The sequence below is a fragment of the Streptomyces olivaceus genome, assembly GCF_000721235.1.
GTDB lineage: Bacteria > Actinomycetota > Actinomycetes > Streptomycetales > Streptomycetaceae > Streptomyces > Streptomyces olivaceus.
In genome coordinates this window covers 58,608-73,211 of the sequence record NZ_JOFH01000020.1, presented here as the reverse complement: position 1 = coordinate 73,211, position 14,604 = coordinate 58,608, and the positions used below count along the sequence as shown (strand labels likewise).

Below are 14,604 nucleotides of genomic sequence, written 5' to 3'. Positions count from 1 at the left end.
GGGCGCGGCGGCGGTGTCGGGTGCGGTGTCGCTCACTGGTTCACTCCGTACAGGTTCAGCAGGTTCCGCATGCGCTCCTCCGCGAGCTTGGGGTCGGGGAACAGGCCCAGCCCGTCGGCGAGTTCGTAGGCGCGGGCGAAGTGCGGCAGGGAGCGGGCCGACTGGAGGCCGCCGACCATCGTGAAGTGGCTCTGGTGGCCGGCCAGCCAGGCGAGGAGGACCACGCCGGTCTTGTAGTAGCGGGTGGGGGTCTGGAAGAGGTGGCGGGAGAGTTCGACGGTGGGGTCGAGGAGGGCGCGGAAGCCGTCCGTGTTCCCGGTGTCGAGGACGCGGACCGCCTCGGCGGCCAGCGGGCCGAGCGGGTCGAAGATGCCCAGCAGGGCGTGGCTGAAGCCCTGGTCGTCGCCCGCGATCAGCTCCGGGTAGTTGAAGTCGTCGCCGGTGTAGCAGCGCACGCCCTGCGGGAGGCGGCGGCGCAGCTCGATCTCGCGCTGCGCGTCGAGGAGGGAGACCTTGATGCCGTCGACCTTGTCGGGGTGGGCGGCGATGACCTCCAGGAAGGTGTCCGTCGCCGCGTCCAGGTCGGACGAGCCCCAGTAGCCCTCCAGGGCCGGGTCGAACATGGGGCCCAGCCAGTGCAGGATCACCGGCTCGGCGGGCTGGCGCAGGAGGTGGCCGTAGACCTCCAGGTAGTCGTCCGGGCCCTGCGCGGTGGCGGCGAGGGCGCGGGAGGCCATCAGGATGGCCTGGGCGCCGGACTCCTCGACGACGGCGAGCTGTTCCTCGTACGCCGCCCGGACCTCGGCGAGGGTGCCGGCGGCGGTGAGCTGGTCCGTGCCGACGCCGCAGGCGATGCGGCCGCCGGCCGACTTCGCCTCGGCGGCGGAGCGGCGGATCAGCTCGGCCGCACCCGCCCAGTCCAGGCCCATGCCGCGCTGAGCGGTGTCCATCGCCTCGGCGACACCGAGTCCGTGGGACCACAGGTGGCGGCGGAAGGCGAGGGTGGCGTCCCAGTCGACGGCGGCGGGCGAGTCGGGGGTGGTGTCCGCGTACGGGTCGGCGACGACGTGCGCCGCCGAGAAGACCGTACGGGAGGTGAAAGCGCTTCCCCCGGCGAGGGACAGGGGCTCGGCGCGCGGTTCGTAGGCGCGCAGGGCGCCGTGGGCGTCGGGGAGGTGCAGGGTCACAGCGCGATCTCCGGTACGTCGAGGCGGCGGCCCTCGGCGGAGGACCTCAGGCCCAGTTCGGCGAGCTGGACGCCGCGGGCGCCGGCCAGCAGGTCCCAGTGGTAGGGGGCGTCGGCGTAGACGTGCCTGAGGAACAGCTCCCACTGGGCCTTGAAGCCGTTGTCGAACTCGCCGTTGTCCGGGACCTCCTGCCACTGCTCGCGGAAGGAGTAGGTGGCCGGGATGTCCGGGTTCCAGACCGGCTTGGGGGTGGCGGAGCGGTGCTGCACACGGCAGTTGCGCAGCCCGGCGACGGCCGAGCCCTCGGTGCCGTCGACCTGGAACTCGACCAGCTCGTCGCGGTTGACGCGCACCGCCCAGGAGGAGTTGATCTGCGCGATCGCGCCGCCGTCGAGTTCGAAGACGCCGTAGGCGGCGTCGTCGGCGGTGGCGTCGTAGGGCTTGCCCTTCTCGTCCCAGCGCTCGGGGACGTGGGTGGCGGCCAGGGCCTGGACCGACTTCACCCGGCCGAACAGCTCGTGCAGCACGTACTCCCAGTGCGGGAACATGTCGACGACGATGCCGCCGCCGTCCTCCGCGCGGTAGTTCCAGGACGGGCGCTGGGCCTCCTGCCAGTCGCCCTCGAAGACCCAGTAGCCGAACTCGCCGCGCACGGACAGGATGCGGCCGAAGAAGCCGCCGTCGATGAGGCGCTTGAGCTTGAGCAGGCCGGGGAGGAAGAGCTTGTCCTGGACGACGCCGTGCTTGATGCCCTTCGCCTGAGCGAGGCGGGCGAGTTCGAGGGCGCCGTCGAGGCCGGTGGCGGTCGGCTTCTCGGTGTAGACGTGCTTGCCCGCGGCGACGGCCTTCCTGATCGCTTCCTCGCGGGCCGAGGTCACCTGGGCGTCGAAGTAGATCTCGATGCTGTCGTCGGCCAGCACCGCGTCCAGGTCCGTGGAGACGTCGTCGAGACCGTGCCGCTCGGCCAGCGCCCGCAGCGCGTGCTCGCGGCGGCCGACCAGGACCGGCTCCGGCCACAGCACGGTGCCGTCGCCGAGGTCGAGGCCGCCCTGTTCGCGCAGCGCCAGGATGGAGCGGACGAGGTGCTGGCGGTAGCCCATGCGCCCGGTCACACCGTTCATGGCGATACGCACCGTCTTGCGTGTCACGTCATTCCCTTCGTACGAGCGATGCCGCGAGCTGTAAACGAGCCGTGGAGCGGAACGAACGGAACGAGCCGTACAGCAAGCGCTTTCTATGTATAACGAAGCTAGCCTGTGGACGGCGGTCCGGACAAGACCGCGGGTCGGGCGAGTTGTTCGAGGGGGCGAACAACCGTGGGCGGCGGCCGTCGCGGTGGCCGTAAAGTCACCCCCGGACGGCGTACGGCACAGGCGCGCGACGCGCGAGGCGGAGGACGAGGACGATGACGGTGACACTGGCGGACGTGGCGGCCCGCGCCCAGGTCTCCCCCGCGACGGTGTCGCGCGTACTGAACGGCAACTACCCCGTGGCCGCCGCCACCCGGGAGCGGGTGCTCAAGGCCGTCGACGAGCTGGACTACGTACTCAACGGCCCCGCGAGCGCGCTGGCGGCGGCCACCTCCGACCTGGTCGGCATCCTGGTCAACGACATCGCCGACCCGTTCTTCGGCATCATGGCCGGCGCCGTCCAGTCCGAGATCGGCGGGCCGGGCGGGCGCGCGGGCGGCGAGAGACTCGCCGTGGTCTGCAACACCGGCGGCGCCCCGGAGCGCGAACTGACCTACCTCACCCTGCTGCAGCGCCAGCGCGCGGCGGCGGTCGTGCTGACCGGCGGGGCGATCGAGGACGCGGCGCACCAGGCGGCGATGGCGGCGAAGCTGCGCAGGCTGGCGGAGGCCGGGACCCGGGTGGTGCTGTGCGGGCGGCCGCCCGCGCCGGAGACCGGGGCGGTCGCGCTGACCTTCGACAACCGCGGGGGCGGCCGGGAGCTGACCGACCACCTGATCGGCCTCGGCCACCGGCGGCTCGGCTACATCGCGGGACCGCAGGAGCGGACCACGACCCGGCACCGACTGGAGGGCCACCGGGCGGCGCTCGCCGCGCACGGCATCGAGGAGGACGCCCGCTGGACCGTCCACGGCCGCTACGACCGGCAGTCCGGGTACGAGGCGACGCTGGAGCTGTTGCGCAGGGACCCGTCCCTGACCGCGGTCGTCGCCGCGAACGACTCCGTCGCGCTGGGCGCGTGCGCGGCGCTGCGCGACTCCGGGCGGCGGATCCCGGACGACGTGTCCGTGGCCGGCTTCGACGACCTGCCGTTCAGCATCGACGCGGTGCCCGCGCTGACGACGGTGCGGCTGCCGCTCGCGGAGGCGGGGGCGCGGGCGGGGCGGATCGCGATGGGGCGGGAGGAGGCGCCGATCGGGGGGATCGCGACGGTGCGGGGGGAGTTGATGGTGCGGGGGTCCTGCGGACAGCCGCGGGGGGTTTGAGCGGGAGGGTGTACGGGGGCGAGGTGTACGTGGGTGACGCGGCGCCCCGCGTCGGTGCGCGCGTCTCCGGGGGCTGCCGCCCCCGGGCCCCCGCTTCGGCCTGAACGGCCTCGTCCTCAAACGCCGGACGGGCTGGGGGGCCTGCGCCACGGAGCGCCGGACGGGGTGAGGGGCGGCCTGCGCCACGGAGCAACGTACGGGCTGAGGGGGGCGGCCTGCGCCGTGAGGGCGGTCTGCGGCGTCGAGGGCGCGCGGGGTGGGTTGCGTCAGGAGTGGCCGTCGTGTCGGCGGGTACGCTGCGTGGGCATGAAGCTGGCGTTCTCCACCCTCGGTGTTCCCGGACTGCCCCTGAACGACGTGCTCGGGCTCGCTGCCGCGCACGGCTATCACGGCGTCGAACTGCGTGCCCACCCGGAGGAGCCGGTGCATCCGGGCCTCACCCCGGAGGAACGGGCGGCCGTCGCCGAGCAGTTCAGGGTGGCGGGCATCGAGGTACTGGGTCTCGCGGGGTACGCGCGGGTCGCCGCCCCCGGGGATGACGAGCCGGTCCTCGCCGAGATCCGCGGCCTCCTCGACCTGGCCGGCGACCTGGGCGCCCCGTACATCCGGGTCTTCCCGGGCGGCGGCACCGAGCAGGACGCCGACGAGGCCGACGCCACGGCCGCCCGGCGGCTGGGCACCGCCGCCGAGTACGCGGCCGAGCGCGGCGTGACCATCCTGCTGGAGACCCACGACTCGCACCGCACCGGCGCCGACGCGATGCGCGTCCTCGGGCCGGTCGGGCACCTGCGGGCCGGCGTCCTGTGGGACGTGATGCACACCTGGCTGGGCGGCGAGCAGCCCTCCGACTCCTACGCCGCGCTCTCCCCGCACCTCGGCTACGTGCAGGTCAAGGACATCGCCTCGGCCGACGACACCACCCCGCTGCCGCTGGGCGCCGGGGTACTGCCGCTGACCGAGGTGGTGGACGTGCTGTCCCGGCACGGCTGGGACGGCTGGCTGTGCTGGGAGTACGAGAAGCGGTGGTACGAGTCCGCCGCGCCGCTGCCGGAGCTGCTGGGCGCGGGGCGCGAACACCTCACCCGGCTGCTCACCGACGCGGCGTGAGCGTGGGCTCCGGACGCCGGGCGGGCGGGGTCTGCGTGTCGGACGCGTCCGGGGCACCCGACGCACCCCGCGCGTCCGGCGCGTCGGACCCATCCGGCCTGCGGTTCGCGGCCGTCGCCGCCATCCCCGCCGTCCCCGGCGTCCCCGCCTCCCCCGCCGCGCGCCGGGACGGTGCGAGGGTCGTCAGGGCCACGCCGCCGACCAGGAGCGCCGCCGCGCACCAGCGCGGTACGGTCACCGACTCGCCGAGGAACAGCGCCGCCGACGACATCCCGAAGACCGGGACGAGCAGGGAGAAGGGCGCGACCGTCGAGGCCGGGTGACGGCGCAGCAGCCACCCCCAGGCGCCGAAGCCGAAGACCGTCGAGACCCAGGCGACGAAGAGGATCGTGCCCGCCCCCTGCCAGTCCAGGCCGCGCAGGGCCGCGAGGTCGTCGGCCGGGCCCTCCGTGAGCAGGGAGAGGGCCAGCAGCGGGAGCACCGGGACGGTCGAAACCCACACCATGAAGTTCAGCGCGTCCGGCGGGGCCGCCTTGCGGGTCAGGACGTTGGAGACACCCCACGCCGCCGCGGCCCCGACGACCATGACGAACGCGCCCAGCGGTCCGGAGGCGCCCTCGTCGACCGCCGCCGCGCCGATGCCGGCCACTGCGACCAGCATGCCCAGCGCCTGGACGCGGGAGGGGCGTTCGCCGAGGACCGCGGCGGCGATCACGGCGGTGAACACCGCCTGGATCTGCAGGACGAGGGAGGACAGGCCGGCCGGCATGCCCGCGTCCATGCCCACGAAGACCAGCCCGAACTTGGCCACGCCCAGCACCAGCCCCACCCCCGCGATCCACTTCCAGGCGACCTTCGGGCGGCCCACCAGGAAGACGGCGGGCAGCGCGGCGGCCAGGAAGCGCAGGGCGGAGAAGAGCAGCGGCGGGAAATGGCCGAGGCCGATCTCGACGACCGTGAAGTTGACGCCCCAGACGGCGGCGACGAGCACGGCGAGGAGGAGGTGGGAAGGTCGCATGGGTCGAGGATCGGGCCGGACGACCATGTAGCACCAGCGATGATTACTGCATGGTTGGATGAAGCTCCACTAATCGATCCGTTGGTTGATGCGTACTGATGCGTTGATTGATCCGTTGATTGATCCGTTGATTGATCCACTCGTCGATCGTTCCGGGGAGCCCTTCATGCTCGATCTGCAGCGTCTGCGCGCCCTGCACGCCGTGTCCGTGCACGGCACGGTCGGTGCGGCGGCCGCCGCGCTCGGTTTCACGCCGTCCGCCGTGTCGCAGCAGATCGCCAAGCTGGAGCGGGAGACCCGCACGGTGCTGCTCGAACGAGAGGGGCGCGGAGTGCGGCTCACCGCCGAGGCGTGGCAACTTGCGGCAACCGCACGTGAGTTGCTGGACATCGTGGAGCGGGCCGAGACCCGCCTCGAGGAGCGGCGCGGGGTGCCGTCGGGACGGCTGGCGGTGGCCGCGTTCGCGTCGGCGGCGCGGGGTCTGCTGCCGTCCGTACTGGCCGACCTGGCGGTACGGCACCCCGCGCTCGACGCCCGGCTCACCGAGGTCGACCCGCATCTGTCCGTGGACCTGGTGGCCAACGGCGCCGTCGACCTGGTCGTGGCGCACGACTGGGACATCGCGCCGCTGCCCGCACCGGCCGGCGTGGAGCAGGCGTCGATCGGGGACGACCTGTGCGACCTGCTGGTCCCGAAGGGGCACCGTTTCGCGGGGCGGGCGGCCGTGCGGCGGGCGGAGCTGGGCGGCGAGCGGTGGATCTGCCAGCCGCCCGGCCGGGTCTGCCACGACTGGCTGATGCGGACCCTGCGCGGCGCCGGGCACGAGCCGGACATCGTCCACCAGGCGGACGAGAACCCGACGCTCGTGGCGCTGGTGGCGGCCGGGCTGGGCATCGCCCTCATCCCCCGGCTGGGGCGCGGGCCGCTGCCGGACGGCGTGGTGGAGGTGGCGCTCGAACCGATGCCGGTACGGCGGCTGTACGCGCTGTGGCGCACGGGCGCGGCACGCCGCCCGGCGATCGCGGAAACGGTCCGCACCCTGCGCGCCCACTGGCCGGCCGCCTCGACCCACGCCGCCCCGGCGACGACAGGTGCCGACCGCTCCGACCGCTCCGGCCGTCCCGCCGCGCACCCGGCCTGACCCGCCGATCGCCGCCCGGCGACGGCGCCCGGCCGCACGCCGTCGCCGGGCGTCGCGACACCACGGCCGGGCCACTCGTGTGCGGTCCCTTGACTGGCAGAAACCTTCCGGATATTGCTGATTCCTTGGAAGTTTCCTTCACCAGCCCTCCGGAAGGAGCGCACGTGCACCACAGCAGCACGGCCGGCACGGGAAGCACCGCACAGCCCTCCAGACGCACCGTCCTCATCGCCACCGCCACCGCCACCGCGGTCGCCGGCACGGCCCTCGCGGCCGGGAGCGGCACCGCGTACGCCGACGCCCGCGGGCCCGGCGACGACAAGCTGCGTGCCCTGATCTCCCGCATGACGCTGGAGGAGAAGGTCGGGCAGCTCTTCGTCACCCGGGTCTACGGCCACTCCGCCACCGACCCCGACCAGGCCGACATCGACGCCAACCTGGAGGAGATCGGCGTCCGCACCGCGGCCGAGCTGATCGCCGAGTACCGGGTCGGCGGCGTCATCTACTTCGCCTGGGCGCACAACACCCGCGACCCGCACCAGATCGCCGACCTCTCCAACGGCATCCAGAAGGCGTCCCTGGAACAGCCGCGCGGCCTCCCCGTGCTGATCTCGACCGACCAGGAGCACGGCGCGGTGGCCCGCGTGGGCGAGCCCGCCACCCTCTTCCCGGGGGCGATGGCCGTCGGCGCCGGCGGCTCGCGCTCCGACGCCCGCACCCTCGGCCGGATCGCGGGCGCCGAGCTGCGCGCGATGGGCATCCGGCAGGACTACGCCCCCGACGCCGACGTGAACGTCAACCCGGCCAATCCGGTGATCGGCGTACGGTCCTTCGGCGCCGACCCCGATGCCGTGGCCGGGCTGGTGGCGGCCGAGGTGACGGGGTTCCAGCGGTCCGGGGTCGCCGCGTGCGCCAAGCACTTCCCCGGGCACGGCGACACCGCCACCGACAGCCACACCGGCTTCCCGGTGATCACGCACAGCCGCGAGCAGTGGGAGGAGCTGGACGCACCGCCCTTCCGCGCGGCGATCGAGGCCGGCATCGACGCGATCATGACCGCGCACCTGATGGTCCCCGCGCTCGACGACTCCGGCGACCCGGCCACCCTCTCCCGTCCCATCCTCACCGGCATCCTCCGCGAGGAGCTGGGCTACGACGGGGTCGTGGTCACCGACTCCCTCGGCATGGAGGGCGTACGGACCAAGTACGGCGACGAGCGCGTGCCCGTCCTGGCGCTGAAGGCGGGCGTCGACCAGCTGCTCAACCCGCCGGACCTGCCGCTCGCCTGGAACGCGGTCCTGACCGCCGTACGGGAGGGCGAACTCACCGAGGCGCGGCTCGATGAATCGATCCTGCGCGTGCTGCGGCTGAAGGCGAAGCTGGGTCTCTTCCAGGACGCGTACACCGGTCGCCGGGACGTCGAGCGGACCGTCGGCACCCGGGCCCACCGGGCCGCGGCCGACCGGATCGCCGAGCGGAGCACCACGCTGCTGGTCAACGAGGGTCGCCTGCTGCCGCTCTCGCGCCGGGCGCACCGCAGGCTGCTGGTGGTGGGCGCCGACCCGGCCTCGCCCTCGGGCACGACCGGGCCGCCCACCGGCGTCCTCGCGGACGCCCTGACGGAGCTGGGCTTCACGGCCACCGCCCTGTCCACCGGCACCGCGCCCTCCGCCGAGGTCGTCGACCGGGCCGTCGCGGCGGCCGGGGACGCCGACGCGGTGGTCGTCGCCACGTACAACGTCACCGCGGGCAGCAGTCAGCGCACCCTGGTCGCTCGGCTGCTGGAGACCGGGAAGCCCGTCGTCGCGGTCGCCGTCCGCAACCCGTACGACGTCGCCCAGCTCCCCGGTGTGCCCGCCTTCCTCGCCGCCTACTCCTGGACGGACGTCGAGGTGCGGGCGGCGGCCCGGGTGATCGCCGGACGGGTGCGGCCCCGCGGGAGGCTGCCGGTGCCGGTGGTCTCCGCGGACGACCCGGACACGGTGCTCTACCCGCTGGGACACGGCCTGGCCTACCGGTCGTAGCCGGCGCGGCGGGTACGCACAGCCGCCGCGGCCGGTACTCGTCGCGGTCGCGGCCGGTCCTCGCAGCCGTCGCGGCCGGTCGGAGCGCGGGCTGCGACGCGCGCCGGGGGGTACCCCGGCGCTCCTGCCCCAAGCATCCCGCGCGTCTGGCGTGCGCCCGCTCCGGCGGGCCACGCTGGACGGGGAATCCGGTGGGGGGCGCAATGCGTGAGCGAGGGGCCGCGGGAGTGCGGCGGGCACTGCCGGCGCTGGGGGCGCTGGGGGCGGTGCTGCTGACGGGCTGCCAGGGGGCGCCCGGCGAGGACGGCGGTGACGGGGAACGGCCGGTGTCGGCGGCGACGTCCGCCGGGGCGCGGCCGTCCGGGTACGGGGCGGTGTTCCTGGCGGTCGGCGAGTGCGCTTCGTCGGGGACGGTCGGCTTCACCGAGGTGCCGTGCGACAGCGAGCGGGCGGCGGCGCGGGTCGTCGCCCGGGAGGACGGCCGTGCGAGGGACGGGCCGCCGTGCCCCGCCACCACCGACTTCGTCCTGCACATCAGTGAGCGGCGCCCGTCCGCGGACGAGGACGGCGACGGGAACGTGCCCCGCGGATACGCCTGCATGCGCGGGCTCCGGCCGCCGCACCCCGGCGACCCGGGCGGCGGGGGCGGCCCGCGCACCGTCGTCGGCGACTGCGTGCGCGAGACCGGGGACGGCAAGGTGCGCGAGACCGCCTGCGACGCGGAAGGCGGGGAGGAGCCGCGGTACCAGGTCGTCCGGGCGGTCGCCGAGCGCGCCGACTGCCCGGCCGCCACCGTCCTGTACGTCCGCCTGGGCGGCGAGCTGCCGGTGGGCTGTGCCCGGCCGCTGTGAGCGGCGGCCGGGCACAGCCCACGGGTGTGACGCGGTGGCGGTGCTACGGGCGCAGCGCCGTCTCCCGCTCGACGTCCCTCTTGTCCAGCTTGGCGTCGAAGGCCGCCAGCGGCCTGGCCGCCGTCGGGTCGTCCTGGACCTCGGCGGGTGCGACGCCCGCCCAGTCGAGGATGCGGGCCGTGGCCTCGGCCTTCTGGTCGGCCACCAGACCGGCGACGTTGGCGCCGTGGTTCATGCCGGGCGCGGTGAACACGTAGGAGTCGCGCGCGCCGTGGCCGAGCCGGAACGGCTCGGCGCCCCACGGGTCGTTCTGGCCGTACACGAACAGCATCTGGTGGGCGTTGTGCCGCACCCACGTGTCGACGTCCCGCATCGCCGACGGCTCGAACTTCATCGGGATCGAGCGGGGCACGAAGTTGCGCGGCGGCTGGTAGCCGTAGCGGACGTACTTCTTCTCGATGTGCGGGAAGTGGATCGTCGGCGCGCCCAGCTGGGTGCCCGCCTGGTAGTAGTACGGCGTGTACGTCTCCAGGCCCTGGTCGGTGTAGGCGGAGAAGCCGGAGATCGTGTCGACGGAGTCCCAGATCGCCTCGTCGGTGGCGTTCTCGGCGTCGGCCGGGATGTCCGCGCAGTCGGCGAGGGTGCTGTACTGCCAGAAGCCCCACACGTAGTCGAGGACGACGGCCTCGTAGGCGCGGTCGAGGCTGCCGATGGTGTCGAAGGTGTAGCCGTTGTCGGCCGCGTACGCCGCGTACTTCTTCTCCAGCGGCGCCCGGCGCACCAGCGCCTCGCGCTGCACGCCGTTGAGCTTGTCGCGGCACTCCTCCGTACCGACGCGGGCGAAGAAGCGGTCGTAGGCCGAGTCCTCCTTGTTCACCACGTCGTTGGGGGCGACGTAGGCGACGACGCCGTCCATGTCACGCGGGTAGAAGCGCTCGTAGTAGGTGGCGGTCATGCCGCCCTTGGAGCCGCCGGTGGAGATCCAGTTCTCCGAGTAGACGGGCTTCAGCGCCTGGAAGATGCGGTGCTGGTCGCTGGCGGCCTGCCAGATGTCCAGCTTGGACCAGTCGGCCGGCGCGGGCCGCGACGGGGTGAAGTAGCGGTACTCCATGGAGATCTGGTTGCCGTCCACGATCTGCGTCGGCTCGCGCCGGCTGGGGGTCGTGGAGACGTTGTAGCCGCCGGTGTAGAAGACCGTCGGGCGGTCGGTGTCCTTGTGCAGCACGGTGATCCGCTGCTGGAACGTGCTCTTGGACGGGTGCCGGTGGTCGACCGGCTGGGTGTAGTTGAGGACGAAGAAGCGGTAGCCGGTGTACGGCTTCTCCTCGATCAGGCTCATGCCCGGTATGGACAGCAGCCGGTCCTTGATGTCGACGGCCTTCGGCTCGGCGGCTGTTGCCGCGCCCGCCGTGCTGACGGTGCCTATCAGCACCACGAGCGCCAGCAGCCATCTGAGCGCCTTGCGCATGCACCCTCCCTGTGAAACAGATGTCCGCCGGAAGCTATCGGAGCAAGTCGCGCGGACACCAGGGGTGACGGGAAGATACCGCCGGCCGTCGTGGGTCCGCGGCGGTGCAGGACTGACCAAGTCCCGTGCACCCGTGACACATTCCGGGGCCCGCGGTGCCCTTAGGGTCCACGGGCGGGACTCTCACTGACACGGGACCACGGACCTGAAGGATCACGTCGTGCGATCAGCGGACCACAGACACTCCGGCGCGGTCGCGGCAGCAGCCCGGCGGCGTCTCGACCGAGCCGGCTGAGCCGCGTCCGACGGCATGGGACGCACCCCGGACTCCGCCACGGCCGCCCCTCCCCTCCTGCCTCTCCCGCTCCTCCCGCCGTCAGGGGCGGCGGTGTCCGCCCAGGGGCCCGCCGTACGCAGCCTGGAGCGTCAGGCGCTGCTGGTCACCGTGGTCCTGCGGACGTCGAGTGCGGCGGTGGCCGCGGTGGTGGCGCTCCTGGGGCTGGGATCGGCGGCGAGTCCGTGGTGGGTGCTGTCGGGCGTCGCCGCGGTGCTGGTGTGGGCGGGCCTGTTCGGCGTCCGCACCCTGCGCGGGGGCCCGGCCGGCCGGTTCGGTGCCGGTGACGTCGTGGTCTGCGTCCTGCTCTGCCTGCTCCATTCCCGGCTGGTGCCTCCCTCGGTGCTGACGGCGTCGGCCGGCACCGGGTGGATCGACCTCGTGGCCAGCGTCACCGTGCTCAACGCGCAGTGCTTCCTGCGCCAGCCCCACGGACTGCTCGCGACCGTCGTGATCGCCTCGGCCTACACGGCCGGCGCCCCCGGAGTGCGGGAGGCGCCCGTCGTGCTGCTGCTCCAGGGCCTGCTGAGCGCCGGGATGTTCGTCCTGCTGCGCCGCGCCGCGCACTCGACGGACGCCGTACTGGTGGCCAGGGCGCAGGCGCGCGCGAACGAGGCGGCCGGGGCGGCGGCCCGGGCGGACGAGCGCGACCAGCAGCGGCGCCTGCACGACACGGTGCTCGCCACCCTCACCATGGTGAGCACCGGTGCGATCACCGAGTACTCCGACGTGCTGCGGGACCGTGCCGCGGCCGACCTCCGGGTCATCCGGGCGCTCGGTGCCGGTGCGGACGACGCGGCGGACTCCGGGCACTCGGCCGCGCCGCCGGCCCGGCTGGACGCGGCGCTGCGCACCGCGGTCTTCGCCGCGCGGCCCGGACTGCCCCCGCTGACCGTGGAGTTCAGGGCCGCGCCGGTGCTGCTGCCCGGTCCGGTCGCGACCGCGCTGGCGGACGCCGTCGCGGAGGCCCTGACGAACGTCGCCCGGCACGCCGGCACCACCACGGCCCGGGTGGGTGCGCGAGAGGTCGGGGCCGGTGCGGTCGTGGAGGTCCTGGACGGGGGAAGCGGCTTCGACCCCGCGACCGTGCCCGCGCACCGCAGGGGCCTGCGGGAGTCGGTCACCGGCCGGATGGCGGCCGTGGGCGGGAACGCGTCCGTGGAGTCCCGGCCGGGCGCCGGGACCCGCGTCACGCTGCGGTGGCCCGGGTGAACAGGGGTGCGGGCCCCTCCGCGGGCGAGTCGGTCGCGGTCCGGTACACGCGGGTGATCAGCGTCGTGGTCGTGCTCATCGTCGCCGTCTGGCACTTCGGCTACGACTCGCTGATCCTGGTGCGCGGCTGGTCGCGGTACGAGCCGGCCTGGGCGGCCCTGGCCTCCTGGCTGGTGCTCTCCGCCGTCCAGCTGGTCGGCTCCGTCCTCCTGCTGCGGGGCGCGTTGCGCGGCCCGCCGGCCCCGCTCCTGACGTGCGTCGCGCTGCTGGCCGGCGTCGTGGCCGTCGCGGCGTATCCGCGGGGCGGGGCGATCAGCGACCTCAGCTGGGCCGCGAACACGGTGGGCTGGTTCGGCGTACTGCTTCTGGCGCAGCGCCCGATGCGTGAGCTGGTCGCCCTGCTGGCCTGCACCGTCGCGCTGACGACCGTGGCGCTCGGGGCGCACGGCGAACTGGGCACCGGTGAGGCCTGGGCCCGCCTGATCGCCCAGTCCTACACCACGGCCGGTATCCAACTCGCCTTCGTCCTGCTCAGCCGGGAGTTGCACCACGCCGCCCGGCTCACCGCCGACGCGGCTCGGGCACAGGCCGACCGCATGGCGCGGCGGGCGGCCGGGGAGGCCCTGCACGCCGAGCGGCGGCGCCGGTACCGCTACCTGCGCGACCGGATCGCACCGCTGCTGCACGAGCTGGCCGAGGGCCGGGCGCACCCGGGGGACGAGGGCGTGCGGCGGGCGAGCGCGATCGAGGCGGCGCGGCTGCGCAGGCTGTTCGCCGAGACGGAGGACGCGGACCATCCGCTGCTGCACGAGCTGCGGGCCTGCGCCGACGTCGCCGAACGCCGCGACGTGGACGTCACGTTCGTCTGCTACGGGGAGCTGCCCGACCTCCCCGTGGCGGTGCGCCGGCGGCTGACGGACGGCCCGATCCTGGCCCTCGCGTCGGCGCGGAACACCGCCCGGGTCACGGTCGTCGTGACGGCCGGCGAGGTGACGGTGGGCGTGGTGGCCGACGCGTCGGCCGGCGCGGTGCCGCGTGCCGTCCGGTCCGCCGGCACATCGGTGCTGTTCGACGAGAAGGAGAACCTGTTGTGGCTGGAATCCCGATGGCGCCTACCGGTACCGCGCTCGACGTCGGCATCGTCGACGACCACCCGGTGGTGATCGACGGCGTCCGGGCCTGGCTGGCCGAGGAGCCGGGCATCCGTGTCGGACACACCGGCGAGACCACGGCGGACCTGCGCGCCGGCACCGTGGACGTGCTGATCGCGGACCTCAGCCTCGACGGCCGGCTGGTGCTGTCGGACATCGCCGAACTCGCCGCGGAGGGCCGGCGGCTGGTCGTCTTCTCCCAGTTCACCGACGAGTCGCTGGTGCTGGACGTACTGAACACGGGCGTCAACGGGTTCGTCACCAAGAACGAGGGCCAGGCCCATCTGCTGCACGCCGTACGGGCCGCCGCGGCGGACCGCCCCTACGTGCCGCCGACCACGGCGGGCGTTCTGGTCTCGGACCGCAGCCCGGTGGCGCCCCGGCTGTCCCAGCAGGAGCGGACGTCGCTGCTGTGGTGGTTCCAGTCCATGTCCAAGGCGTCGGTGGCCCGCCGCATGGGCGTGTCCGTGCACACCGTGGACATGTACATCAAGCGGGCCCGGGTCAAGTACGCCCAGGTCGGCAGGCCCGCACCGACGAAGTCCGACATGCTGGCCCGCGCGATCGAGGACGGCCTGGTCACCCCCGCCGAACTGGCGGGCTCCGCGCAGTGGAGACCGCCGGCGCCGTGACGCCCGCCCCTGTCCCTCCCCCTC

At 74.0% G+C, this 14,604-nt stretch carries 12 protein-coding genes; 8 read left to right on the top strand and 4 right to left on the bottom strand.

What is annotated here, in order from left to right:
- Positions 1–32: 32 nt before the first annotated feature.
- Both IG94_RS0122545 and IG94_RS0122540 read right to left on the bottom strand, forming a co-directional pair.
- A complete protein-coding gene (locus IG94_RS0122545) occupies positions 33–1,187 on the bottom strand; it encodes a dihydrodipicolinate synthase family protein (RefSeq protein WP_031039997.1) in 1,155 nt (384 codons plus the stop codon).
- Positions 1,184–2,335, bottom strand: coding sequence for a Gfo/Idh/MocA family protein (locus tag IG94_RS0122540; protein WP_031039994.1), 1,152 nt, complete (start codon positions 2,333–2,335; stop codon positions 1,184–1,186). Before IG94_RS0122540 ends, IG94_RS0122545 begins: the two co-directional genes overlap by 4 nt.
- Before the next feature lie 257 nt (positions 2,336–2,592).
- On the opposite strand from IG94_RS0122540, the gene IG94_RS0122535 reads away from it, so the two are divergent.
- Positions 2,593–3,642 (top strand): LacI family DNA-binding transcriptional regulator, encoded by a 1,050-nt coding sequence (locus IG94_RS0122535; protein WP_031039990.1) that lies wholly within the window; start codon positions 2,593–2,595, stop codon positions 3,640–3,642.
- Between the two features lie 306 nt (positions 3,643–3,948).
- Positions 3,949–4,749 (top strand): sugar phosphate isomerase/epimerase family protein, encoded by an 801-nt coding sequence (locus tag IG94_RS0122530; RefSeq protein WP_031039987.1) that lies wholly within the window; start codon positions 3,949–3,951, stop codon positions 4,747–4,749.
- Here the strand turns inward: IG94_RS0122530 and IG94_RS0122525 are convergent.
- Complete coding sequence (locus IG94_RS0122525) at positions 4,733–5,767, bottom strand: EamA family transporter (protein ID WP_224286676.1); 1,035 nt, start codon at positions 5,765–5,767, stop codon at positions 4,733–4,735. The genes IG94_RS0122530 and IG94_RS0122525 overlap by 17 nt on opposite strands.
- Before the next feature lie 166 nt (positions 5,768–5,933).
- Between IG94_RS0122525 and IG94_RS0122520 the strand changes: the two genes are divergently transcribed.
- The 3 genes from IG94_RS0122520 to IG94_RS0122510 all read left to right on the top strand — a co-directional run bounded on the left by IG94_RS0122520 (position 5,934) and on the right by IG94_RS0122510 (position 9,783).
- The gene (locus tag IG94_RS0122520) at positions 5,934–6,908 is read left to right on the top strand and encodes a LysR family transcriptional regulator (protein WP_052410796.1); all 975 of its coding nucleotides are present in this window, start codon (positions 5,934–5,936) and stop codon (positions 6,906–6,908) included.
- A 164-nt stretch (positions 6,909–7,072) separates the two neighbouring features.
- A complete protein-coding gene (locus IG94_RS0122515; RefSeq protein WP_031039976.1) occupies positions 7,073–8,932 on the top strand; it encodes a glycoside hydrolase family 3 protein in 1,860 nt (619 codons plus the stop codon).
- A gap of 203 nt (positions 8,933–9,135) precedes the next feature.
- Complete coding sequence (locus IG94_RS0122510) at positions 9,136–9,783, top strand: hypothetical protein (protein ID WP_031039973.1); 648 nt, start codon at positions 9,136–9,138, stop codon at positions 9,781–9,783.
- 43 nt (positions 9,784–9,826) lie between these two features.
- Here IG94_RS0122510 and IG94_RS0122505 read toward each other — a convergent pair whose 3' ends face one another.
- The gene (locus IG94_RS0122505; RefSeq protein ID WP_031039970.1) at positions 9,827–11,251 is read right to left on the bottom strand and encodes a S28 family serine protease; all 1,425 of its coding nucleotides are present in this window, start codon (positions 11,249–11,251) and stop codon (positions 9,827–9,829) included.
- Between the two features lie 388 nt (positions 11,252–11,639).
- Between IG94_RS0122505 and IG94_RS0122500 the strand changes: the two genes are divergently transcribed.
- Genes IG94_RS0122500 through IG94_RS0122490 form a run of 3 tightly spaced genes read left to right on the top strand, consistent with a single transcriptional unit; the run spans position 11,640 to position 14,580 of the window.
- Positions 11,640–12,797, top strand: a complete 1,158-nt coding sequence (locus tag IG94_RS0122500; RefSeq protein WP_157852299.1) for a sensor histidine kinase — start codon at positions 11,640–11,642, stop codon at positions 12,795–12,797.
- Positions 12,794–13,960, top strand: a complete 1,167-nt coding sequence (locus IG94_RS39715; RefSeq protein WP_157852297.1) for a hypothetical protein — start codon at positions 12,794–12,796, stop codon at positions 13,958–13,960. Before IG94_RS0122500 ends, IG94_RS39715 begins: the two co-directional genes overlap by 4 nt.
- Complete coding sequence (locus IG94_RS0122490; RefSeq protein ID WP_031039963.1) at positions 13,903–14,580, top strand: response regulator transcription factor; 678 nt, start codon at positions 13,903–13,905, stop codon at positions 14,578–14,580. The genes IG94_RS39715 and IG94_RS0122490 overlap by 58 nt, the downstream gene beginning before the upstream one ends.
- Positions 14,581–14,604: the final 24 nt, after the last annotated feature.